General features: G+C 71.9%; 19 protein-coding genes. 9 read left to right on the forward strand and 10 right to left on the reverse strand.

Features of this window, described 5'->3' with window-relative positions:
- Nucleotides 1–185: 185 nt before the first annotated feature.
- From ABZX40_RS06035 to ABZX40_RS06070, 8 genes are all read right to left on the reverse strand, one after another.
- Nucleotides 186–812: a hypothetical protein gene (locus ABZX40_RS06035; RefSeq protein WP_355737521.1), complete on the reverse strand. Its 627-nt coding sequence runs from the start codon at nucleotides 810–812 to the stop codon at nucleotides 186–188.
- Nucleotides 799–2,358, reverse strand: a complete 1,560-nt coding sequence (locus ABZX40_RS06040; protein ID WP_355737518.1) for a substrate-binding and VWA domain-containing protein — start codon at nucleotides 2,356–2,358, stop codon at nucleotides 799–801. The genes ABZX40_RS06035 and ABZX40_RS06040 overlap by 14 nt, the downstream gene beginning before the upstream one ends.
- Nucleotides 2,355–3,602 carry a toxic anion resistance protein gene (locus ABZX40_RS06045; RefSeq protein ID WP_355737515.1) on the reverse strand — a complete coding sequence of 416 codons (1,248 nt, stop codon included), beginning with the start codon at nucleotides 3,600–3,602 and terminating at the stop codon, nucleotides 2,355–2,357. Before ABZX40_RS06045 ends, ABZX40_RS06040 begins: the two co-directional genes overlap by 4 nt.
- 14 nt (nucleotides 3,603–3,616) lie before the next feature.
- Entirely contained in the window at nucleotides 3,617–4,687 is a 1,071-nt protein-coding gene (locus tag ABZX40_RS06050; protein WP_355737513.1) for a hypothetical protein, read from the reverse strand.
- 293 nt (nucleotides 4,688–4,980) lie between these two features.
- A complete protein-coding gene (locus tag ABZX40_RS06055) occupies nucleotides 4,981–5,427 on the reverse strand; it encodes a hypothetical protein (RefSeq protein ID WP_355737510.1) in 447 nt (148 codons plus the stop codon).
- A 70-nt stretch (nucleotides 5,428–5,497) separates the two neighbouring features.
- Nucleotides 5,498–6,709 (reverse strand): pyridoxal phosphate-dependent aminotransferase, encoded by a 1,212-nt coding sequence (locus tag ABZX40_RS06060; RefSeq protein WP_355737507.1) that lies wholly within the window; start codon nucleotides 6,707–6,709, stop codon nucleotides 5,498–5,500.
- Nucleotides 6,710–6,802: 93 nt separating this feature from the next.
- Nucleotides 6,803–8,422 (reverse strand): D-aminoacylase, encoded by a 1,620-nt coding sequence (locus ABZX40_RS06065; RefSeq protein WP_355737506.1) that lies wholly within the window; start codon nucleotides 8,420–8,422, stop codon nucleotides 6,803–6,805.
- A 13-nt stretch (nucleotides 8,423–8,435) separates the two neighbouring features.
- Nucleotides 8,436–9,764, reverse strand: a complete 1,329-nt coding sequence (locus ABZX40_RS06070; protein ID WP_355737504.1) for an amino acid deaminase — start codon at nucleotides 9,762–9,764, stop codon at nucleotides 8,436–8,438.
- Nucleotides 9,765–9,895: 131 nt separating this feature from the next.
- Between ABZX40_RS06070 and ABZX40_RS06075 the strand changes: the two genes are divergently transcribed.
- From ABZX40_RS06075 to ABZX40_RS06095, 5 genes are all read left to right on the forward strand, one after another.
- Nucleotides 9,896–10,945 carry a sugar kinase gene (locus ABZX40_RS06075; protein ID WP_355737502.1) on the forward strand — a complete coding sequence of 350 codons (1,050 nt, stop codon included), beginning with the start codon at nucleotides 9,896–9,898 and terminating at the stop codon, nucleotides 10,943–10,945.
- Entirely contained in the window at nucleotides 10,942–11,691 is a 750-nt protein-coding gene (locus ABZX40_RS06080; protein ID WP_355737499.1) for an IclR family transcriptional regulator, read from the forward strand. Before ABZX40_RS06075 ends, ABZX40_RS06080 begins: the two co-directional genes overlap by 4 nt.
- Before the next feature lie 31 nt (nucleotides 11,692–11,722).
- A complete protein-coding gene (locus ABZX40_RS06085) occupies nucleotides 11,723–12,133 on the forward strand; it encodes a RidA family protein (protein ID WP_355737496.1) in 411 nt (136 codons plus the stop codon).
- A gap of 144 nt (nucleotides 12,134–12,277) precedes the next feature.
- Nucleotides 12,278–13,768, forward strand: coding sequence for a gluconate:H+ symporter (locus ABZX40_RS06090; RefSeq protein ID WP_355737493.1), 1,491 nt, complete (start codon nucleotides 12,278–12,280; stop codon nucleotides 13,766–13,768).
- 89 nt (nucleotides 13,769–13,857) lie between these two features.
- Nucleotides 13,858–14,463, forward strand: coding sequence for a hypothetical protein (locus ABZX40_RS06095; RefSeq protein WP_355737490.1), 606 nt, complete (start codon nucleotides 13,858–13,860; stop codon nucleotides 14,461–14,463).
- Here the strand turns inward: ABZX40_RS06095 and ABZX40_RS06100 are convergent.
- Nucleotides 14,460–15,812: a M14 family metallopeptidase gene (locus ABZX40_RS06100; RefSeq protein WP_355737487.1), complete on the reverse strand. Its 1,353-nt coding sequence runs from the start codon at nucleotides 15,810–15,812 to the stop codon at nucleotides 14,460–14,462. The genes ABZX40_RS06095 and ABZX40_RS06100 overlap by 4 nt on opposite strands.
- 397 nt (nucleotides 15,813–16,209) lie before the next feature.
- Here ABZX40_RS06100 and ABZX40_RS06105 point away from each other — a divergent pair, with 397 nt between their 5' ends.
- The 4 genes from ABZX40_RS06105 to ABZX40_RS06120 all read left to right on the forward strand — a co-directional run bounded on the left by ABZX40_RS06105 (nucleotide 16,210) and on the right by ABZX40_RS06120 (nucleotide 21,646).
- Nucleotides 16,210–18,579 carry a LuxR C-terminal-related transcriptional regulator gene (locus ABZX40_RS06105; protein WP_355737485.1) on the forward strand — a complete coding sequence of 790 codons (2,370 nt, stop codon included), beginning with the start codon at nucleotides 16,210–16,212 and terminating at the stop codon, nucleotides 18,577–18,579.
- A gap of 44 nt (nucleotides 18,580–18,623) precedes the next feature.
- Nucleotides 18,624–19,538, forward strand: a complete 915-nt coding sequence (locus ABZX40_RS06110) for an MEDS domain-containing protein (RefSeq protein WP_356009039.1) — start codon at nucleotides 18,624–18,626, stop codon at nucleotides 19,536–19,538.
- Nucleotides 19,539–19,599: 61 nt separating this feature from the next.
- Complete coding sequence (locus ABZX40_RS06115; RefSeq protein WP_355737479.1) at nucleotides 19,600–20,130, forward strand: ATP-binding protein; 531 nt, start codon at nucleotides 19,600–19,602, stop codon at nucleotides 20,128–20,130.
- Nucleotides 20,131–20,314: 184 nt separating this feature from the next.
- Nucleotides 20,315–21,646 (forward strand): Nramp family divalent metal transporter, encoded by a 1,332-nt coding sequence (locus ABZX40_RS06120; protein ID WP_355737476.1) that lies wholly within the window; start codon nucleotides 20,315–20,317, stop codon nucleotides 21,644–21,646.
- A gap of 116 nt (nucleotides 21,647–21,762) precedes the next feature.
- On the opposite strand, the gene ABZX40_RS06125 is transcribed toward ABZX40_RS06120, so the two are convergent.
- Nucleotides 21,763–23,427, reverse strand: a complete 1,665-nt coding sequence (locus ABZX40_RS06125; protein WP_355737851.1) for a glycosyl hydrolase family 18 protein — start codon at nucleotides 23,425–23,427, stop codon at nucleotides 21,763–21,765.
- Nucleotides 23,428–23,844 lie beyond the last annotated feature (417 nt).

A 23,844-nucleotide genomic window follows, 5' to 3' on the forward strand; every position in this document is an offset into this window, starting at 1 on the left:
CGCGTCCAGTGTTGTGCGTGGTTCTTTGGGCCCGTTCCCTTCCCCTCCGTCCGCCCCGACGGAGGGAAGGGGGCGGGCTCTCGCCGTTGTGTGCGGGGGTGGTTTGGCGGGTGCGGGCCGTGGTCGCTCTTCGCGCAGTTCCCCGCGCCCCTGAAAAGCCGATGCAGTCCCCGTGAGGAAAAAGGCTAGCCCTGTCGGTCTTCCAAGTAGCGCGTATGCGATTCCTGGCGTCTTGCCTCTGTTTCTCTCAAGGTTGTTGCCAAGCGCTGGGCCTCCTCGTTGAGGACTGTCAACTGGCGTTCCAGGTGTTGTTCGGGGGGGTCCTGGCCCGGGGTCATGCGGTGCCACCATCTCGTGCGGACGAAGGCGTCGACCGCTTCCGGGATGTCCTGGCGGACCGCTCGGGAGACGGTGTGCACGCCCTCGGGGTCCTGGGCGAGGATCTCGGCGACCCAGCCCGGGTCCAGGAGGGCGTCCAGGAGGTCGGTCAGGGTGCGCAGCCGGGTCGCGGTGGCCGGGGGGAGGTCCACGCCGGAGAGGTAGTCCTGGAGCTTGGTGAAGTCGGCGCGGATCTCGTTCAGCTGGGCCGAGGGGTCGGGGAAGTCGGGGAGCGCGGGGCGTTCCGGTGGGGCGATCAGGGCGCCTGCGCCGTAGAGGCCCAGGACGACGACCGGCCAGTAGGGGCCCGCGACACCGGTGAAGGTGAGGACCAGGCCCAGCAGACCGCAGACGCTGCCGGTGATGTTCTTGCGGGACTCCAGAGAGGACCCCAGAGAGGATCCCAGCCGGCCGACGAGCCTATTGGTAGCCACGGATCTCCTCGAAGGCGCCGTCCAGGGAGCCCTGCTGGGCGTCGAAGAGACGGCCGCCGGTCAGGTCGGCGATGTGCTCCAGCTCCTCGCGGGAGGAGTCGCCGAAGAGGATGGGGAAGACGGGGGTCTGCCGGGCGGTGGTGTCGAGGCCGGTGTAGAAGCCGTCGAAGTCGGTGGCGGCGGCGCCCGTGGTGTTCTCGCCGTCCGTCATCAGCACGATCGAGGTGAAGGTGTCCCGGTCGGTGCTCAGCTGGTCGTACGCCTCCTCCAGCGAGGTGTAGATCGCGGTGTCGCCCTCGGTGGCCAGGGCGTCGGCGTCCTGGCGGATGGCCTCGCGGCCCGCCTCGGGGTTGCCCGGGTCCAGGACATGGGTGCGGACGCTCTTCACCTCCGAGCCGAACGGCATCAGGGTGACCTCCTCGCGTTCGCGGAAGTCGCCGGTCAGGGCGGTGAGCGCGCTCTTGAGACGGTCGAGGCGGTCGCCCTGCATGGAGCCGGAGGTGTCGAGGACGTAGACCGTCCGGGAGGGGCGGCGCAGTTCGTTCTCGTAGGAGTCGAGGAGGCCGTCGGCCACGGAGCGGGTGCCGGGGAAGGGGAGTTCGCGGCGGCGGTCCGTGTCCAGGCCCGGGGCGGGGGAGACGGCGGGGACGACCGGGCGGCGGTGGGTGCGCTCGGTGATCTCGCGCTGGATGGCGGGGCTGCGCAGCGCCTCGGTGAGGCGGCGGACGTCGTCGCGGGCCGACTTCGGGGAGGCGGCGAGGGAGGAGAGCGGGTAGTCGGCGGTGATCACGCCGTCGGTGGGGCGGATCACGGTGAGGCCGGGCAGACCGGTGAGGACGGACTCGTAGTTGAGCAGGGCGTCGACGGTGCCGCGCCGGTCGTACGCCTCGGCCAGCCAGCCGGAGGAGCCGGAGGTCAGCTTCTGGCCCTGGAAGAACTCCTTGAGGCGGGGCGTGGCCTCCCGCACATCGGCGTCGGTCAGCGCGGACTGGGCGCCGGAGAGCGCCGAGGCGACCGCGACCAGGGTGGCGAAGCCGGAGTTGGAGCGGGCCGGGTCGGTCATGCCGTAGGTCAGCTCACCGTCCCGGACCGCCTCCTCGATCTGGGTCCAGGTGACGTCGGCCGGGTCCCAGCCCAGGGTGCGGACGGTGTCGGACCGGACGCCGATGGCGACCGGGCTGGACATCACGGAGGTCTCGGAGACGATCTTCTCCGCGGCCTCGGGCCGTAGCCGCAGGGAGTCGTTGGAGGACAGCCACACCGCGTCGTAGGAGGTGTCGGCCCTGCCCTCGGCGATCAGATCGACGGCGTCGAGGGTGCCCATGTAGGTGGGCTCGACGGTGATGCCGGTGTCCTCGCGGATCCGGTCGAGGACCGGGGTCATGTCGCTCAGCTCGCTGGAGGCGAGGACGCGCAGGGTGCCGGCCCGGTAGGTCTGCTCCGGCGCCGGATCGGAGTCGTCGGTCACCGAGCAGCCGGTGAGGAGGGTGAGGGAGGCGAGGGAGGTGAGGGCGAGGGCGCTCAGCCGGTGTCGTCGTCGTCTCATACGAGGCCGCCCCCTTCGAGCGCGCCCTGCGAGCGGCTGCGCTCCAGATAGGCGCCGGCGTGCTGGAGTTCGGTGGTGAGGGACTCGACGGTGTTCGCCATGACCTCGGTGGCCTGCACCTTGTAGGAGTCGATGGCGTCGAGCGTGCGGTAGATCTGCTGGAACGCGGCGCGCAGGGTCTCGGCGCCGACCGCCGGGTCCGCCGCGATCCGCTGGATCTCGCCGCTCTGGGTGGAGAGCATCTCGGCATTGGCCCGGATCAGGTCCTCGGTGGTCCCGCGCAGGGCGTTGACCTGCTCGATGACCTTCTTCTGGCTGTCCAGCGCGGACGCCAGCATCACCGAGATCCGCAGCGCGGACACCGTGGTGGTGGCGGCCCGGTCGACGCCCTTGATCAGCTCGTCGTTGTTGCGGCGTACGACATCCATGGCGAGGTAGCCCTGGGCGCAGACCGCGAGCTGGGTCAGCAGGTCCTGGTGCTTCTGCCGGACGGGGAAGAGCACATCGGCGCGCAGCGAGTCGGCGGCGCCGGGCTCGCCGGTGGCCTCCACCCCGGCGATGTGCGAGGCGACGGCGGTGTCCAGCGCCTCGGTCAGCACCACGTACTCCTGGAGCTTGCCCATGGTCTCCCAGAGCCGGACCCGCTCGGTCTGCAACGCGGCGTTGTCGCGGCGCAGTTCGTCCTGCCCGCCGCGCAGCGAGCCGACGATCCGGTTGAGGGTGCCCTGTGCGGAGGCGTACTTGGCGAGGTGGTCGCGCAGTTTGTTGCCGCCGGGCAGCCGGGACAGGAATCTGCGGCTCTTGGCGGCGGGCAGATCGCGCGGGTCGAGATCCTCCACCACCCGGCGCAGCTCGACCAGCGAACCGGCCACCTTCGCCGACGGGTCCCCGCCCTTGCCGGGCAGGGAGCGTACCGTCCGCTCCAGCATCCGGTTGGACTGGGCGGCGGCGGTCCGCATCTCCCCGGCGCCCAGCGCGGTGATCTCGCCGACCTTGCCGGCGAACTCGGGGGAGCGGGCGTCGAGCGCGGCGAGCCCGGCCACATAGTCGGCGGCCTTGCGGGCCATGTCGGCGCGGACGCCCTCCTCCACCGGGACCAGCCCGCCCGCCCTCTCCCGGGGCACGGCGGCCACCGGTTCGGGCGGGGTGAGGGTGAAGGTCTCCTCGCTGCTCCGGCTGCTGTTCTGGCTGGTGCTGGCACCTAGGAAGCCGTCGAACCCGCCGGTGCCGTGGGTGTCGTTCATGGTCACTGTCCCCCTCATCCGCGCGCCCGGCGGGCCATCTCGTGCAGCACCGCGGAGGTGGGCACGGGCGCCTGCCGGACGCCGGTCAGCTTCTGGTTGAGATAGTCGGTGCGGTCCGCGGTGGCCTCGATGAACTCGGGCGCCGCGCCCTGCGGCCGGAAGCCGTGCGCGACCGCCAGCTTCCGCAGCGCCGGATCGGTGCTGAGCAGCTCCCCGATCCTCCGTCCGTCGTCGGTCAGGGGGACGACGGTGTGGTCGCTGTTGACGGTGGTGTCCGGGTACAGCACGACCAGGTCGTCAATGCCCTGACCGGCCGTCAGCAGGGCGGCGACCTGCGACTCGTAGACCCACACCAGCGGGTTTCCGGCGCCGCTGATGAAGTCCCGGAAGGCGGCGTCGGAGCTGGACTGCTGGGCGCCCTGCACACTGACCAGCTTGCGCAGCAGGGGCGCGGTGCGGTCGAGATCGGCGTCGGAGGCCACGACCCGTCCGTCATTGGCGACATAGGAGGTGGCGGCGAGGTAGAGGGCGCCGGAGTTGGAGGTCTCGGGGTCGGTGGTGGCGATGGACAGGGTGCCGGTCAGCTCCCCGTAGGGCGCGGCCCCCTTGAGGTCCTGCCACCGCTCGTCGTCCTCGGCCGCCGCCAGGAAGGCGCTCATCTTCAGCGTGCCCCGATGGGAGTCGACGGTGGCGAGACCGCTCTGCTCCAGTACCTCGGCGGCGTTGCGGTGGGCGACGACGACCAGCGGCGAGTAGAAGGGCCGGGGCAGTGGCTGCTGCACGTTCAGCTTCGCGGCCAGTTCATCGGCGGGCGCCTGGCTGGAGGGGAAGGCGAACGCGTACCCCTTGAGGTCCAGCCCCTCCATGGCCCAGGACCCGGAGGGCTCGGCGTCGACGGCGTACCCCTTGGCCGCCAGCGCCGCCACGACCTCGGGATCGGCGAAGAACTCGGCCTTCTCCGACCCGATGACGGCCTGCACGGTCTTCGTTGCCGTGCCGCTGTCCTCCGTCCGGCCCGCGAGCACGGCGGCCACGACGCCACCGATCAGCAGAACCGCGAGGACTGTTCCAGTTATTCGTCTCACCTGACGGAGCGTGCTCCCGGAACCCAACGTTCCCCATCTCGCAGCATGAACGAGAGGTGACGTACCGGTCCCGGATCACCACGTTTTCAACAGAGGGCGCCCATGACGCCCCTGCTGTTGGGGGCGCGGGGAACTGCGCGAGAAGCGACCACCGGCCCGCACCCGCCCGACGACGGAACCCACCCCCACACAGGGCGCCCCCGCTCCAGCCAACGCAGTGCCATGGCACCCGGTCCGCGCGTCTCTGCGGGCGCACGCGGACCGGGGCCGTTCGAGAGCACCCCCCGCCGGGGCTACCCGGCGAGGCTCAGCTCCGGCGCGGCAGCCGCATGCACATCCATCCGCTCCGCCACCAGAATCACCACCACCGTGTCCGCCCGAGACGCCGCGACGACCAGCGCCCGCCCGGCGAGGGCATGCGCCCGGGAGTGCAGTACCGAGGGATCGGCTGACCCGCCGGAGGGACCGGCCGACCCCCCGGAGGGAACCGCGGAACCCCCGGAGGGAACCGCGGCCCCGCCCCGCAACCGCGCCACCTGTTCCGCGAGCCGGGTGGCCGCGGTGTCCAGATCGGTGGACGGGGCAACCGCGCGCAGCTCGTCGGTGACGGCGAGCAGTGCAGCGAGATGGCCCGCGAGCTGGATGTCCAGCTCTTCCTCACGGGACCGGTGGGGGAAGTCGGAGGTGGGGGCGTCGGCCAGGGTGCTGTGGACCGACTTGGTGCGGATCGGTTCGTACATGGATGGCCTCCTGTGCTCTGACAGAAACCATCCTACCTTGGATTGAGTCTAAACAAGGCGCCTCGCGGGATCAGGGCTGCCCGTACCCGTCCAGGAAGTTCCCGATCCGGGTGATCGCGTCCTTGAGATCCGCCGCGCCGGGCAGGGTCACCACCCGGAAGTGATCGGGTTCGGGCCAGTTGAAGCCGGTGCCGTGGACGACCATGATCTTCTCGCGGCGCAGCAGATCCAGCACCATCTGCCGGTCGTCCTTGATCCGGAACACCTTGGGGTCGAGCCTCGGGAAGAGGTACAGCGCCCCCTTGGGCCGTACGCAGGTCACCCCGGGGATCTGGGTGAGGGCCTCGTAGGCGACATCCAGCTGTTCCTTGAGCCGGCCGCCCGGCAGCACCAGATCGTCGATGGACTGGCGTCCGCTGAGCGCGGCGGCCACCCCGTGCTGGCCCGGCATATTGGCGCACAGCCGCATATTGGCCAGGATCGTCAGGCCCTCGATATAGGACTGGGCGTGGGCGCGCGGGCCGGAGACGGCCATCCAGCCGACCCGGTACCCGGCCACCCGGTACGCCTTGGACATCCCGTTGAAGGTGAGGGTGAGCAGATCGGGGGCGACGGCGGCGGTCGGGGTGTGGACGGCACCGTCGTAGAGGATCTTGTCGTAGATCTCGTCGGAGCAGACCAGCAGGTCGTGGCGGCGGGCGATGTCGGTCAGCCCGCGCAGCATCTCCTCGTCGTACACGGCCCCCGTGGGATTGTTGGGGTTGATGATGACGAGGGCCTTGGTGCGGTCGGTGATCTTCCGCTCGACATCGGCGAGGTCGGGCATCCAGTCGGACTGCTCGTCGCAGCGGTAGTGCACGGCGGTGCCGCCGGACAGGGCGACGGCGGCGGTCCACAGGGGGTAGTCGGGCGCGGGGACGAGGACCTCGTCGCCGTCGTCCAGCAGGCCCTGCATCGCCATGGTGATCAGCTCGGAGACCCCGTTGCCGATGAAGACATGCTCGACATCGGTCTCGATGCCGAGGGTCTGGTTGTGCATGACGACCGCGCGGCGGGCGGCGAGGAGTCCCTTGGCGTCGCCGTAGCCATGGGCCGTGGAGACATTGCGGAGGACGTCCTCCAGGATCTCCGGGGGGCACTCGAAGCCGAACGCGGCCGGGTTGCCGGTGTTCAGCTTGAGGATGCGGTGACCGGCCGCCTCCAGCCGCATCGCCTCCTCAAGAACCGGGCCCCGGATCTCGTAACAGACGTTGGCGAGCTTGGTCGACTGGATCACCTGCATGTCAAGGAGCTTACGACCGGGTAGCGGGGGCCGCGTGGTGCTTTCCGCCACATGAGACACGGGCGGGTCGCCCCACGGGGGGCGACCCCACCGCTACCCCGCGGCCGTCGGCGTCCGCCGCACCGCACGCCCCGCCAGGACATCCGTGCGCCGGCCGTCCTCGATCACGAACCGTCCGTCGATCAGGACGTGCGGGATGCCCACCGGCAGGGTGCGCGGTGCCTCGAAGGTCGAGCCCGCCGCCACCGTCGCCGCGTCGAAGAGCACCAGGTCGGCGCGGAAGCCCTCGCGGACCGTCCCCCGGTCGGGCAGCCGCAGCCGGGCCGCCGGGCGGGACGTCAGCCGGGCCACGCACTCCTCCAGGGACAGCACCCCCAGCTCCCGCACATACCGGCCGAGGTAGTGCGGGAAGGTGCCGTACGCCCGGGGATGCGGCTTCGCGCCCTGGAGGATGCCGTCCGAGCCGCCGGTGTGCACGGCGTGCCGCATGATCAGCCGGACGTTCTCCTCATGGCCCACGTGCTGGAGGATCGTCGGGCCCAGCCGGTCCCGGACCAGCAGCCGGTGGGCGGTCGTCCAGGGCGGCTCGGAGCGGGCGGCGGACGACTCGGCGATGGTGCGGCCGACGTATTCCGCCAGGTCGGGGCTGGTGACGCCGGAGATCTCGATCGTCTCCCACTCCACCGGCACCCCGTGGCAGCCGTCCGAGCCGAGCACCTCAAGGTGGTGGCGGATGCGTTCCGCCGTCTCCGGGTCGGAGAGCCGCCGCAGCGCCTCCGCCGGCCCGCCCTCGCTCGCCCAGCTCGGCAGCAGCGCGGCGAGGGTGGTGGAGCCGGGGGTGTAGGGGTAGGTGTCCAGGCTGATGTCGGCACCGGCGGCCAGCGCCTCGTCCAGCAGGGCCAGCAGTTCGGGGGCGCGGCCCTTGTTCACCCCGAAGTTCATGGTGGCGTGCGCCAGGTGCAGCGCGCAGCCCGCCTCCCGGGTCAGCGCCACCATCTCCCGGTACGCCTCCAGCGCCCCGGCCCCGTAGGAGCGGTGGTGCGGGCAGTAGTAGCCGCCGTACGAGGCCACCACCCGGCACAGCTCGGTCAGCTCGGCGTCCTTGGCGTACATGCCCGGGGTGTAGGTCAGCCCCGAGGACAGGCCCACCGCGCCCTGCTCCAGACCCTCCGCGACCAGGCGTTTCATCCGGCCCAGCTCGGTCGGGGTCGGCTCCCGGTCCTCCCAGCCGACGGCCAGCGCCCGGACCGTGCCCTGCGGGATGAGATAGGCGGCGTTGACCGCGATGCCCCGGTCCAGCCGGTCCAGGTACTCGCCGACCGACCGCCAGTCGAAGTCGAGGTCGTCGCCGTGGCCGTTCCACCCGGTGATCGCCGTGCGGACCTCGCCGAGGGTGCGGTCGTCCACCGGGGCGTAGGACAGCCCGTCCTGGCCGATGACCTCCAGGGTGACGCCCTGGGCGGCCTTGGCGCTGTGATCGGGGTCGCGCAGCAGCGCCAGATCGCTGTGCGCGTGCATGTCGATGAAGCCGGGGGCGAGGGTGAGGCCGTCCGCGTCCAGCTCCCGGGTCGCGGTGGGCCGCTGACAGCCGGACGCGGCGGCCTCGCGCACGATCGACACGATCCGGCCGCCGTCCACGACCACGTCCGCCCGGTAGGCGGGCGCCCCGGTGCCGTCCACGACGTCCGCGTCCCTGATAACCAGCTCTGCCATGCTGCGGGGCCTCCTAGAAGAACGTGCGGATGTAGTCCACGACCGTGCCGTCCGCCTCCGTGACGGGGATCAGCTGCCACTTGTCGAACGAGGTGCAGGGGTGGGACAGGCCCATGCCGAGCCAGTCCCCGACCTCCAGATCCGCCTCCGGGGTGGTGGCCAGCCAGCCGTGCTGGTCGGACAGGCCGGTCACCTCGACGCCGGTCGCCGCCGTCTCCTTCCCGTCCCGGCGCACCACCTGGGCGAACGGGAGGTGCAGGTCGTAGGCCGCGTCCCGCTTGCCCGCGTTCACGAACGCCTGGGCCGGGGAGGGGCGGGAGACGACCTGGGCCCAGAGCCGGAACGCGGGCTCCAGCGCGCCCTCCTCCGGGACCCTGTTGAAGGGGGTCAGCTCCCGGTAGTGCCCGTCGTCGTGCGACACGTACGCGCCCGAGCGCAGCAGCTTCAGCACCGGCGCGGACAGCTCCGGTACCCCGGCGAAGACCTCGGCGACCGCGTCGAACCAGGCGCTGCCGCCCGCGCTCACCACGATCTCGTCCAGCCCGGCGAAACGGCCCGCCGCGTCCAGGTCCGCCGCCAGCGCCACCAGCCGCCGCAGATACGCCCGCACCCGCTCCGGGTCGGCGTCCGGCACCTCGCCCTCGTACCCGGCGACCCCGGCGAGACGCAGGGTGCCGGTGGCGGCCACCGCGTCGGCGACGGCCCGGCACTGCGCCTCGCCGCGCGCCCCGGTGCGGGCCCCGTCCCCGGCGGCCGGCTCCACCACCACGTCCACCGGGCGGGACGACCCGCGCAGCGCCGCGTCCATCAGCTCGACCCCGCGCACCGAGTCGACGTAGCACAGGAAGCGGAAGCCGGGGTCGGCGGCCAGCTCGGCGGCGATCCAGCGCAGCGCGGCGGCGTCCACCAGCTCATTGGCGAGGAAGATCCGCCCGACCCCGAACGCCCGCGCCACCCGCACCTGATGGGGGAGGGCCAGGGTGATGCCCCAGGCCCCGCGCTCGATCTGACGGTGGAAGAGCTGCGGCGCCATCGAGGTCTTGCCGTGCGGCGCGAACGCCAGCCCATGGCGTGCGGTGTACGTCTCCATCAGCGCGAGATTGTGTTCGAGGCGCTCGGCGGAGAGGGCGAGGACGGGGGTGGTGAAGCCGCCGGTGAACAGATTGCGGCGCTGGGCGGCGAGTTCGGCGACGGTGAGGCCGTCGGCGTCCGGGGGGAGGCCCTTGAAGCGGTGGTCGATCCGCTCCTCGGCGAGACCCGCCAGGCGGGCGCCCGGGGTGTCTGAGTCCGGGACGTCGGAGCCACGGACGTCTGAGCCACGGACGTCGGTGTCGTGGGCCATGAAGCCTCCCTGATCCGGCGCGTTGCATTGTCTGCAACACTCATTGCGTATATTGCTTACTGCTGTCTAACATCTCGGCCAACGCGGGGTCAACGGAGCCGCCTCGCCACGCCCGAGGGAGCCACAGCATCGTGCCGGTCACCGGACCCACCCCCGACGTCGTGGACGTCGTAGCGCTCGGCGAGTCCATGGTCACGTTCCTTCCCTCCACACCGGGCCGCCTCGCCGACGTCTCCTCCTTCGAGCGGGGCATCGGCGGCGCCGAGTCCAACCTCGCCTGCGTGCTGGCCGCCGCCGGGCACTCCACCCGCTGGGTCAGCCGGGTCGGCGCCGACCCCTTCGGCGACCACCTGGTCACGGCCATCGGCGGCTACGGCGTCGACACCTCCGCCGTCCAGCGCGACCCCGGCCGCCCCACCGGCATCTACTTCCGTACCGCCGGGGACCGCGCCACCGACGCCCATGAGGTCGCCTACTACCGGGCGGGCTCGGCGGCCTCCGCGATGTCCCTCACCACCCTCGACCCGGACGCCGTACGCACCGGCCGGATCCTGCATCTCTCCGGCATCACGGCCGCCCTCTCGCCCACCTGCCGGGACCTGCTGCACGCGCTGATGGCCCCCTCCGCCGACCGCCCGCTGATCTCCTTCGACGTCAACCACCGCCCCCGCCTCTGGCCCCCCACCGGCGACGGCCCCGCCCTTCTGCTCACCCTCGCCCGCACCGCCGACCTGGTCTTCATCGGCCAGGACGAGGCGGAAGCCGCCTGGGGCGCGACCGGCGGCCCCGACCGGATCCGCGCACTGCTCCCGGAACCCGCGGTCCTGGTGGTCAAGGACGGCGGCACCGGCGCCACGGCGTACGTCCGCCCCGACCCCGAGCCGGTCTTCGTGCCCGCCCCCCGCGTCGACGTGGTCGCCGCCACCGGCGCCGGAGACGCCTTCGCCGCCGGGTTCCTCTCCGCCACCCTGCGCGGTCTGCCCGTACGGGACCGGCTGCGGCACGGGCATCTGATGGCCGCCGCCGCCCTCACCGTCCCCGGCGATCTCGCCACACCCCCCGCCCGCGCCCGCGCCGACCGCCTTGCCGCCCTCGACGACAAGGCGTGGGGGAGACTGCGACTCGGCCCCGGCTGGACCCACGCCGACGAACGGGCCGACGAGGAGGTACCGACCCCATGAGCCAGACCGTCGACCGCGCGCTCAGCATCCTTCCGCTGCTCGCCGAGGGCCCCGCGGACCTCGGCCGGGTCGCCGAACGGCTCGGGGTGCACAAGTCCACCGCCCTGCGCCTGCTGCGCACCCTGCACGACCACGGCCTCGTCTACCGCCAGTCCGACCAGCGCTACCGGCTCGGCGCCCGGCTCTTCGCCCTCGCCCAGGAGGCGATGGAGAACCTGGACATCCGCGAGATCGCCCACCCCCATCTCGTCCGCCTCAACGAGAGCTGCGGCCACACCGTCCATCTCGCCGTCCACGAGGACGGCGAGGTCCTCTACATCGACAAGGTGGAGAGCCGCTACCCGGTGCGGATGTACTCCCGGATCGGCAAGCCGGTCGCCATCACGGTCGCCGCCGTCGCCAAACTGCTGCTCGCCGACCTCCCCGAGCACGAGCGCCGCGCCCTCGCCGAGAAGCTCGACTACCCCATGTTCACGCCCCGTTCGACCCCTCACGCCGACGCCTTCCTCAAGGAGCTGGCCAAGGTGCGCGAACAGGGCTGGGCCACCGACCTCGGTGGCCACGAGGAGTCCATCAACTGCGTCGGCGCCCCCATCCGCGGCGCCGACGGCCGGGTCGTCGCCGCGATGTCGGTGTCCGCGCCCAATGTCGTCGTCACCGCCGACGAACTCCTCACCCTGCTCCCGCTGGTGCGCCGCACCGCCGACGCCATCAGCGGCGAGTACTCCGGCAGAACCCACGCCTAACGAACCCCGACCCGAGGACCCAGGTACAGCAATGACTGAGAAGACCGCCCTCACCCCGAAGACCCACACCACCCCGCCCGCGAAGTTCTCGCACGGCGTGAAGAAGGGCAACATCCTCCAGGTCGCCGGCCAGGTCGGCTTCCTCCCGGCCGTCGAGGGCCAGGCGCCCACCCCGGCCGGCCCCACCCTGCGCGAGCAGACCCTCCAGACCCTCGCCAATGTCAAGGCGATCCTGGAGGAGGGCGGCGCGAGCTGGGACGACGTGATGATGATCCGCGTCTACCTCACCGACGTCGACCACTTCGCCGAGATGAACGGGCTCTACAACACCTACTTCGAGGAGCAGGGCCTCACCGCCCCGCCCGCCGCCCGCACCACGGTCTACGTCGGGCTGCCCGCCGGTCTGCTGATCGAGATCGACGCGCTGGCCGTCCTCGGCTGACCCCTCTCCCCCCTGCTGTCCACGGCACGGCGTCCGCACAACGACGCCGTGCCGCGCTCCCCCACGCCCAGAAGCACCCCGAAACACCTTGAAGCACCTCGAAGCACCGCCCATGCACCAGATGAACGTCCGAAGGACCCCCACATGTCCCATATATCCCTGCCGCTCGCCGCCTCGGCGTCGGCCTCCGAAGCGCCACCCCACACCGGTGGACTGCTCCTGCTCATCGACGGCACGGCCGGACTCCTGACCGTCGCCGCGATCGGCATCGCCCTGCTGCTCTTCCTGATCATCAAGACCCGGCTCCAGCCGTTCGTCGCGCTGCTCGCCGTCTCCATCGTCGTCGGCCTGATGGCCGGTCTCTCGGTGACCGAACTCTTCGGCACCGTCCAGCGCTCCGACGCCGTCTCCACCATCGAGTCCGGCATGGGCGGCATCCTCGGCCATGTCGCCATCATCATCGGCCTGGGCACCATGCTCGGCGCCATCCTCGAAGTCAGCGGCGGCGCCCAGGTGCTGGCCTCCCGGCTGCTCGGACTGTTCGGCGAGAAACGCGCCCCGCTCGCCATGGGCGTCACCGGTGTGATCTTCGGTATCCCGGTCTTCTTCGACGTCGGCATCTTCGTCCTCGCCCCGATCGTCTACGCCGCCGCCAAGCGCTCCGGCAAATCGATTCTGCTCTACTGTCTGCCGCTGCTCGCCGGTCTCTCCATGACCCATGCCTTCCTGCCCCCGCACCCCGGCCCGGTGGCCGCCGCGGGCCTGCTGAAGGTGGACCTGGGCTGGGTCATCCTGATGGGCGTGATCTGCGGTGTCCCGGCCGTCCTCGCCGCCTGGGCCTACTCCGCCTGGATCGGCCGCAAGATCTTCGTCCCCGTCCCCCAGGACATGGTGGAGGCCGCCGACGAGGCCAGGGAGTCCGTCCTCGCCGAACAGCGCGGCGCGGGCGTCGAGCCCCGGGAGGAGCCGGTCGCCCTCGGCACGGTCCTCGCCATCATCGGCACCCCGCTGATCCTGATCCTCGCCGCCACCTTCTCCTCCATCGCCCTGGACCCCTCCACCCTCCGCTCGGTGATCGAGTTCTTCGGCCACCCCTTCGTGGCCCTGACCATCGCCCTGCTGATGGCGTACTACGTCCTCGGCATCCGGCGCGGCTGGTCCCGCAAGTCCCTGGAGACCGTCTCCACCTCGTCCCTGAAGCCGGTCGGCAACATCCTGCTGGTGGTCGGCGCGGGCGGGGTCTTCGGCGCGGTCCTGAAGGCCAGCGGGGTCGCCCAGGCCCTCTCCGACACCTTCAACGACGTCGGCCTCCCGATCATCGTCCTGTCCTATCTGATCTCCCTGGTCCTGCGGGTCGCCCAGGGCTCGGCGACGGTGGCGATCGTCACCACGGCCGGGATCGTGGCCCCGCTGCTCGCCGAGGGCGATCACTCACAGGCGTTCATCGCGCTGGTCATCATGGCGATCTCGGCCGGCTCGATCTTCGCCTCGCACGTCAACGACGGCGGCTTCTGGATCGTCGCCAAGTACTTCGGCATCAGCGAGCGCGACACCCTGAAGACCTGGACCGTCCTGGAATCGGTGCTGTCGGTGGCCGGTTTCGTGGCGGCGGCGGTGCTGAGCCTCTTCGTCTAGGCCGGATGGCCCGGTTTTGGGCATCGTCGCCATAACGAAGTAGGGCCCGACTGTCTCTGACACAGGTTTGTCGACCATACTGCGGGGCTGTGGAGCAGCAGCGCATAGGTACGAGCAGTCAGCCCCTGGACGCCGGGGTCAACCCGGCGCACATCCCCGGGCTCACACAGCCCGCGCCGGCGGAGCCGGAGGACGGGGTCGAGGAGGCGGAACGGACGACCGCCCCCGAGACCCCGGCCGAGGCCGAGGCCCCCGCGCCGGAGGAACCGGACACGGAGGACACGGAGAGCGCGGCGGACAACGAAGAGCCGGAGGAGCCGGAGGAAACGGCGGACGCGGCGGACGCCGAAGCGGCCGACGGCCCCGCGTTCGAGGCCGCCGACCGCCGCGCCCGGATCGTCGCCGACGCCGAGGGCGTCCGCCTCAGCCTCGACGAGGAGCGGTGCGAGTTCCGCTGGGACGAGATCGCCGCGGTGGAGACCGCGGCGGCCCGTTTCGGCAAGCGGTTCACCGTGACCGTGCACACCCCGGAGCGTCGCTGGTACCCCATCGAGATCGAGGCCAAGTCCAAGTCTGACCACAAGAAGTGGGACGACTCACTGGACGCGGTCCTCGACGCGTACTTCGACGAGGGCAAGAAGCCCGAACCGGAGAAGCCCGAACCGGAGAAGGCCGAAGAGGAACCCAGCGCCTAGGCGCAGTACTGGGCTTCCTTCCCGATCGACCGGTACATGCAGTCCGCGTTCTCCAGCAGCTGAAGGACCGCGTCCCGGTTCCGCGAGGTCTCCCGCTCGATCACCTCATCGGGCGGGTAGAACCCGCCTCCGCTCGCCGTCCGCGGATACATCTCGAAGGTGTAGCCGAAGATCTTCTGGTTGCCCCACAGCCAGTCGTCGATCGACCCGTCCGTGATGTAGAGGTCGCTGGACTGCTCCGGCGTGTACCCGTTGCTGGCCGCCAGTTTCTGCCCCACCGCGGCGAAGGCGTTGCGGTCGTCCGCGGTCATCCCGGGCGCGGTGTCGGAGTAGGTGTAGCCGTACGGCCAGAGCACCAGTTCGCTGTAGGTGTGGAAGTCCACGCCCGCGGTGATCTGCTGCTCGCCGCCGACGACCCGGCTGCGGACGAAGTCGGCGACCACCTTCACCTCGGGCGCCGACTCGGCGGCGGTCCCCCGGTAGGTCTCGGAGGAGGTGGAGCCGGAGGAGCCGCCGCAGCAGCCCCAGTTGTAGTTCCAGTTGCGGTTCATGTCGGTGCCGACGTACGAGGAACCGGTGTTGGGCTGGCGGTTCTTGCGCCAGGACCGGTAGGAGCCGGTGGCGATGTCGTACTCGCCGCCGTCCGGGTTCATGTCCGGGATGATCCAGATCTCCCGGTTGTCGACCATGTTCTTCACCCGGGAGTCGGTGCTGTAGTCGCTGGTCAGCTCGCGCAGCAGATACAGCGCCATCTCGACGGTGAGGTGCTCACGGGCGTGCTGGTGGTGGGTGAACAGCACCTCCGGCTCGGCCTCGTCGGTGGCCACGTTGTCGCTGATCTTGATGGCGACGATATTGCGGCCCTGGTAGGAGCGGCCGATCACCCGCTGGCTGGCGATCGTGGGGTTGGCGGAGACCAGGGTGTTGATCTGGGCCGTCATCTCCGCGTAGTTGTGGTACTGCGAGTCGGCGGTCGGGAAGTCGAGCAGCCGTACGTCGTCCTCGCCGGCCGAGCGGTCGGGGGCGGCGCCGAGCGGGGTGACCTCGTAGCCGAGCGCGCGCAGCTTCTTGATCTGGTCGGCGCGGCCGGAGACCACGACCCCGTGCTCGTCGGCCTCGTCGACGGTGACGCCGGTCCGCTGGATCGCGGTGCGGTCCTGCGGGGTGGAGCGCATGAGGATCTCGTACTGGCGGATGTCGTCGGCGGACGCGGCCGGTTTGCTCGCGCTGTCCGCGCTGGCGTCGCCGGTGGTGGCCGAGATCGGGGCGGCCAGGGCGAGGGCGAGCAGCACGGCGAGCGCGGCGCCGCGTCTGCCCCTGGCGGTGGAGCCGCGTGGGCGAAGTCGCATGAAGTCTCCTTGTTTCTCCGGTGCTCCGGGATCTCCGGAGGTGGGGGTGTGGAGCGGGGGGTGGTTCTTCCGTGCGACGTACGGGTGGCGCTCATCGTCCGGGTGTGGCATGCGCAGGTCAAGACCGAGTCTGGGAGTGGCCTGTGAGCGACCCTCCCGCGCCGGGGTGGTGAGCCGCCCCACGCCGGGCTGCCGAGCCCTCGCCCCGAGCTGACGGCCCCTGAGAAACGGCGCAGTGTACGCGCCATGGGAGGGCTTCCACGGGCCAAGTCCCCAACTGCACCCTGGGGCGTGACCCTGGGGTGCATATATGTGAGAAAGGGGGGAGAGTGACAGTTCGCGGAGGGGAGCCCCGTACTCCGGCTCCCGTACCCCACCCTCACAGGACAGGCTGATCATGAGCGGATCAGCGCCACGACGGGACGGTCGGCCGCCGGTCGAGACGACCAGCTTCGTCGACCGGCGCGGTGAGCAGAGCGAAGGCCGGGAACTGCTCGCGCGGGCACGGCTGGTCACCCTGACCGGGCCGGGCGGCGTGGGCAAGACCCGCCTCGCCGCCCGGATCGCGGCCCGCGTGGAGCGGGCGTTCCCCGACGGGGTGCGGTTCGTCCATCTCGCCGGGCTGCACGACCCCGGCCTCGTCCCGCTGGCCGCCGCCGACGCGCTGGGCCTGCACGACCACTCCGCCCGCCCCGTCCTGGACGCCCTGGTCGAACAGGTCCGCGACCGCCGGCTGCTGCTCGTCCTCGACAACTGCGAGCACCTCACCGCCGCCTGCGCCGAACTCGCCGCCGCCCTGCTGCACGGCACCACCGGCATCCGGGTCCTCGCCACCAGCCGCCACCGCCTCGGCCTCACCGAGGAACACCTCCTGGAGATACGGCCACTGCCCGTCCCCGGCCCCGACGACGACCTCACCGCCCACCCCGGCCCCGCCCTCACCCTGTTCGCCGACCGCGCCGCGGCCGTCGTCCCCGGCTTCCGCCTCACCGCCGCCAACCGGGCCGCCGTCGCCCGCCTCTGCCGCCGCCTCGACGGACTCCCGCTCGCCATCGAACTCGCCGCCGTCCGGATGCGCGTCCTCGGCGTCGAACAGCTCATCGCCCGCCTCGACGACCGCTACCGGCTGCTCTCCGCCGGCAGCCCCGCCGTCCTGCCCCGCCACCAGACCCTGGGCGCCGCCATCGACTGGAGCCATGAACTGTGCACCCGGCGCGAGCAGTTGGTGTGGGCGCGCGCCTCCGTCCTCGCCGGGGGCTTCGACCTGGAGGCCGCCGAGGCGGTCTGCGCCGACGGCGAACTCGTCCGCTCCTACGACGTCCTGGAAGCCGTCGCCGGGCTCCTCGACAAGTCCGTCCTGTGCCGCGAACCGCCACCCCCCGAGCCGGACACCACCGACGCCCCCGACACCCCCGCCGAGGACACCGGCACCCCCGTCCGCTACCGCCTCCTGGACACCCTGCGCCACTACGGCCGCCAGAAGCTCCGCGCCCGCCCCGGCGAGGAACGCGCCGCCCGCCGCCGCCATCTCGCCTGGACCCAGCGCCGCGCCGAGGAGAGCGAGAGCGCCTGGTTCGGCCCCGCGCAACGCCAGATCGTCGCCCGGCTCCGCGCCGACCAGGACAATCTGCGCGCCGCCCTCGACTTCGCCCTCACCGACCCCGGCGAGGCCCTCGCCGGGCTCCGCCTCGCCGGCACCCTCTGGTTCTACTGGCACGCCTGCGGCGCCCCCCGCGAGGGCCGCCACTGGCTCGACCGCGCCCTCGACGCCAACCCCGGCCCCACCCGCGAACGCGCCCGCGCCCTGTGGACCTCCGCCCTGCTGGCCGGCTGCCCCGAGGACCTCACCCGGGGGCGCAGCCAGGCCGAGGAGGCCCGCGCCCTCGCCCTGCGCCTCGGCGACCGGGCGGAGGCCGCGCACGCCGAGTACGTCATGGGCGTCGTCGTCCTGTTCGGCAACGACCTGCCCGCCGCCCTCGCCCACTTCCGCGCCGGCGTCGCCCGCGGCCCCGTCCCCGGCCAGCACCTCAGCATGGTCGCCCTGGACCGGGTCGAACTCGCCTGCGCCCTCGCCTTCCTCGGCGAGGCCGACCAGGCCATCGCCGTCTGCGAGGAGACCCGCCGCCTGTGCGAACGGCACGGCGACGCCTGGGTCCTCTCCTATGTCCTGCGGATGCTGGCCCTCGCCCATGTCGTCAAGGACGACCTCCCGCGCGCCGAGCGCCACGCCCGCGAGGCCCTGCGCCTGAAACGGGCCGTCCACGACGTCCTCGGCATCGGCCTCACCCTCGATCTGCTGGCCCGCATCACCGTCCTGCGCGGCGCCCCCGACCGGGCCGCCGTCCTGCTCGGCGGCGCCGACCGGGTCTGGGCCGCCGTCTCCCGCGACCGCTGGGGCTCCGACGCCCTCAACACCGCCCGCGCCGACGCCGAGACCCGCTCCCGCGCCGCCCTCGGCCCGGCCCTGTTCCAGAAGGCGTACGAACTCGGCGGCTCGCTCGGCCTGGAGGAGATCGTCGGCCACGCCCTGGAGGAGCGGCGTGCCGCCCCCGCCCCGGTCCCCGCCCCCGCCCCGGCCCCGGCGCCGCTCACCCGGCGCGAGAACGAGGTCGCCCAGCTGGTCGCCGAGGGCCTCGCCAACCAGCAGATCGCCGACCGGCTCGTCATCGCCCGCCGCACCGCCGAGGGCCATGTCGAACGCATCCTCACCAAGCTCGGCTTCACCAGCCGCAGCCAGATCGCGGCCTGGGTCGCGGCCCGCCAGTGACGCCCCCCGGACCGACCGGACGACCACTCACCCCTGGGAGCCCCATGCCCACCATGCCCACCACGCCCACCCCGCCCGGCCTCTTCGACCACCGCATGGCCGTGTTCGGCACCGACGAGGAGTTCCTCGGCGCCGCGGTGCCCTTCCTCACCGAGGGCCTGCGCGCCCCCGGCGAACCGGCGCCGGTCGCCATCACCACCCCGGCCCGCCTCGCCCTGCTCGGCGACGCCTTCGGCGACACCGTCACCCGCGTCACCCACACCGACTGGTACACCGGCTCGGCGCCCAACGCCATCGCCCAGGGCGCCGGATACCTGGCCCGCAACGCGGGCGCGGGCGGCCGGGTCCATCTCCTCATGGAACCCGACTGGGCCGGCCGGGCCGGGAGTTCGGCGCGCGAGAGCGCCGAGTGGATCCGCTACGAGTCCCTCGCCAATCTGCTCTTCGCCCCCCTCGCCACCACCGCCCTGTGCGTCTACGACACCCGGATCGCCCGCCCCGAGGTCATCGAGCGGGCCCGCCGCGCCCACCCCGGCACCGCCGCCTACGAGGACCCGCACCGGCTGACCGCCGCACTGGACGCCGTACCCCTGCCACCGGCGCCGGTCGACGCGCGGGCGCTGGGGCTGGACGGGGTGGCCGGGTGGGTGGGGGACCGGGGGCTGGGGGCCAGTGACGCGGAACTGTTCGCGGGGGCCGTGCGGGAGGCGGCGGACGCCCTGGGACTGGGGGACGACGCCGAGGCGCGGGTGTGGGGCGGCGCCCCGGCCTGCGTGGCCGAACTGACCGCCCCGGGCCGTCTCGGCGACCCCCTCGCGGGCTTCGTGCCCCCGGCCGGGGGACCGGGCCCGGAGCGCGGCCAGGGCCTGTGGTTCGCCCGGCAGGTCTGCGCCTATGTGGACGTCCGGGACGCGGCCGGGGCCCCGGTCACCACGATCCGGTTGCAGTACGGGCGCTGAGGTGACGGGCGGGGTGGTGGGGGACACGGGGGCACAGGTAGTGAATGGGGTAGTCCTCCCCGTGCCCGACCGGCTCCCGGCGGGCAGTCTTGACGGCATGCTCCAGCTCTCCGGGAACCGGCCACCGGGCCACGACTCTCCGGACGGCGCGTTCCCCCAGCCACCGCTGCGGGCCGGCCATCTGAGGGTCACGTACGCCCCCCGCCCCACCGCGGTCCGGGAGGCCCGCGCGACGGTGCGCAGGCACCTGGAGGAATGGGGCCTGGCCGAGGGGCGCGGCGCCCCCGACGACCTGGTGGACACGGCGGAACTCCTGGTCAGCGAGGTGACCACCCAGGCCCTGCTGCACTCCGCCGGCCGTTTCACCCTCACCCTGTCCGCCGCGCACGGCACCCTGCGCTGCGAGGTGGCCGACAGCGGCCCGCGGCCCCCGCGGGCGCGGGAGGCGTCCGGCGCGGAACACGGACGCGGCATGTTCCTGGTGGCGGCGCTCGCCCGGCGCTGGGGCCGCCGCGAGGAGGGGCCGGGCAGGACCGTCTGGTTCGAGCTCGGCACCTGCGCGTGCGACGGCTGCGGTCGGCGACAGCCGTAGGACGCGCGACCCCGGCGGGCCCCGGCGGCGATGCCCGGCGGCCGGTTCCCGCCGGGGGTCGTGAGGAGCGCGGGGCAACGGCAGGGATGGCAAGGACCGTTCCCTTCTTCGCGGCTGCGTACATCGGGTGAAGATCGCCGCGCACCCTCTTGTCCGCCCCCGGCCGGTGCGCTTACTTGACCCCATGGCCGACATCACGGGCGACACCTCACCGACCAGGACCCCGGACGGAACCGGCACCGGCCCCGGCCGGCGCAGGTCGAGCTGGCGCCATATCGGGCCCGGGATCGTGGTCGCCGCGACCGGTGTCGGCGCCGGGGACCTGGTGGCGACCCTGATCGCGGGCAGCAACTTCGGCTACACCCTGCTCTGGGCGGCGGTCATCGGCTGTCTGGTGAAGATCGCCCTGGCGGAGGCGGCCGGCCGCTGGCATCTCTCCACCGGCCGCACCCTCTTCGACGGCTGGGCCGGACTCGGCCGCTGGACCCTCTACTTCTTCGCCGTCTACGCGGTGATCTGGGGCTTCGTCTACGGGGCCGCCGCGATGTCGTCCAGCGCGCTGCCGCTCCAGGCGCTGTTCCCGGATGTGATGGATCTGGAGTGGTGGGGCATCGCCTGCGGACTGGTGGGCCTGGCCTTCGTCTGGTTCAACAAGTACGCCGTCTTCGAGAAGGTCATGACGGTGCTGGTCGGCGTCATGTTCGTGGTGACGGTGTATCTGGCGGTCCGGGTCACCCCCAATCTGGGCGACGCCTTCGCGGGCCTGCTGCCGGTGCTGCCCGACGCGCAGGACTCCATCCTCAACACCCTCGGCCTGATCGGCGGCGTCGGCGGCACCATCACGCTGGCCGCCTACGGCTACTGGGTCAACGCCAAGGGCTGGACGGACACCGGCTGGATGAAGGTGATGCGGCTGGACAACCGGGTGGCGTACGCGACGACCGGTGTCTTCGTGGTGGCGATGCTCTTCGTCGGCGCGGAACTCCTGCACTCCGCGAACGTGGCCATCGAGACCGGCGACAAGGGCCTGATCCAGCTCGGCGACATCCTGGAGGCCGAGTACGGCGCCGCCACCGCGAAGTTCTTCCTGATCGGCTTCTTCGCCACGTCCTTCACCTCCCTGATCGGCGTCTGGCACGGGGTGAGCCTGATGGTCGCCGACTTCGCCGCCCGCTTCGGCAAGGACGCCACCGGCCTCACCGGCGCCGAGGTGGCCTCCGGCACCCGGGAACGCTCCTGGGCCTTCCGCGGCTATCTGCTCTGGCTGACCTTCCCCCCGATGGTCCTGCTCTTCCAGGACCAGCCCTTCCGCCTGGTCATCCTCTACGGCGTCCTGGGCGCGGCCTTCCTGCCCTTCCTGGCCGGCACCCTGCTGTGGCTGCTCAACTCCTCGCGCACGCCGAGGGAGTGGCGCAACGGGCCGGTCAGCAACACCCTGCTGGCGGCGGCGGGGCTGCTGTTCCTGGTGCTGTGCGTCAAGCAGATCTGGGACCAGCCCTGGGCGGACTTCTTCTGACGACTTCTTCTGACGGCTCCTTCCGACGGCTTCCTCTGACGGCCCGTGGGAACGGGTGACGCCCGGGACTCCTTCGTGGAGGTCCCGGGCGCCGGTCCGTGAGCGGTGGGGATGCGTTACGGAAGCGCGTCCACGTGCGGGCCGACCACGCTCGACCAGGCGTTGCCCGAGGTGGCGTCCCAGTTGGTGGACCAGGTCATCGCGCCGCGCAGGTCGGGGTAGGTGCGGGGCGGCGTGAAGGTGCCGCAGTTGGTGCCCCGGGTGAGGCAGTTCAGGGCGTTGTTGACCACCGACGGGGCGACATAGCCGCCGCCGGCCGCGCGAGTGGAGGCGGGCACACCCAGGCCGACCTGGGAGGGGGCGAGGCCGTTCTCCAGCTGGATGCAGGCCAGGGCGGTCAGGAAGTCGACGGTGCCCTGGGCGTAGACCCGGCCGTCGCAGCCCAGCATGGTGCCGCTGTTGTAGTACTGCATGTTGACGACCGTGAGGATGTCCTTCACGTTCAGGGCCGTCTGGAAGTAGGAGCCGGAGGTCGACTGCATGTCGATGGTCTGCGGGGCCATCGTCAGGACCAGCGACGGACCGGCCAGCGCCGACAGGGAGCGCAGCGCCTGGGTCATGTAGGTGGCGTTGAGGCCGTTCTCCAGGTCGATGTCGACCCCGTCGAAGCCGTACTCCTGCATCAGGGCGTGGACCGAGTTGGCGAAGTTGGTCGCGGAGGTGGAGTTGTTCACGGAGACCGTGCCCAGCTCACCGCCGATCGAGATGATGACCTTCTTGCCGGCCGCCTTCTTGGCGACGATGTCCGCCTTGAACTGGGCGACCGTGTAGCCGTTCAGGCCCGCGGTGTCCAGGTTGAAGGTGACGGCACCCGGGGTCGGGGTCGCGTCGGCGAAGGACACCGCGATGATGTCGTAGGCCGCGGGGACGTCGGAGAGCCGCTGGACGGTGGCGCCGTTGTTGAAGTTCTGCCAGTAGCCGGTCACCGCGTGCCTCGGGACGCCGCCACCGCCGTTGCCGCCGTCGGCCGGGGTGGTCGCGGTGACCGCGGTCGAGCGGGGCGATTCACCGGCCGCGTTGGTCGCCGTCACCTGGAAGGAGTACGAGGTGGAGGCGGTGAGGCCGGTGATGGTCGCCGAGGTGCCGGTGACCGCGGTGATCCGGGTGCCGTCGCGGTAGATCGAGTAGCCGGTGGCGCCGGAGACCGTGCTCCAGGACAGGTTGACCGCGGTCGGGGTGGTCGCGCCCACCGTGAGGCCGGTCGGGGCGGTGGGGATCGTCGGACCCGGGTCCGTACCGCCGCCGCCGTCCGGGCCGAAGACCGAGAGGTCGTCGACGAAGTAGGGCTGCTGGCCGTACCAGCCATGGGTGTAGACCGTCACCGAGGTGGTGTTCGCGCCGGTGGTGAAGGTGGTGGAGAGCTGCTTCCAGGCCGACGAGTCGGGGGTCCACGTCGACACATCGGTGGTGCCGGTGCCGGTGGCGCCGAGATAGGCGAAGCCGCCCTGCACCCAGGCGCTCAGGGTGTACGTCGAGTTGGGCTGGACGGCGACCGCCTGGGAACAGCGGGCGTTGTCCTGGCCGGAGGGCGCCGCGCGCAGCGCCCCGGTGCCGGTGCGCACCGGGGTGGAGACCGCGCTGCCGCTGTTCGCGGAGCAGGTCCAGTTGCTGACACCGGACTCGAAGCCGGCGTTGCGGGCGTTGTTGATGTCCGCCGCGGACGCTTCCACGGCCGTGGAGAGGGAGAAGGCGAGGGCGGCGACGGTGGCGCCGGCCCAGATCCGCCTGCGGAGCGGGCGTCTGGCGGTGCCGGTGCTGCGTCTGTTCCGTACGAGGTCCACTCGGGCCTCCGATGGGGAGTCGGGACGAGGAGGGGGGAAGAGCACGAGAAGTCAGGTGCGGGAAAGCACGTGAGGGGGAGCGACTGCGGGAAGGAACCGGGGAGGAACCAGGGAGGAGCCGTGGGGGAGGAGAGGGAGCTGAGAAGAAGTGGAGAGGAAGGGGAACGGTGGCCACCGCTGTGCGTCAAAGGTGGTCCAGACCAATTGTGTTGTCAAGGTCTGGACCAAGTCCGTGGCGAGTTCACAGGAACGGAACGCGTCTAACCTGCCCTGATTTGAAGCGACTTGTGCGATGTCAGTTGTCGCAGAGCCACCGAAACGCTGTTCTCCGGCCACAGAGGCGCGGATACAGTGCTG

Source organism: Streptomyces sp. NPDC004610 (assembly GCF_040609715.1).
Taxonomy (GTDB): domain Bacteria; phylum Actinomycetota; class Actinomycetes; order Streptomycetales; family Streptomycetaceae; genus Streptomyces.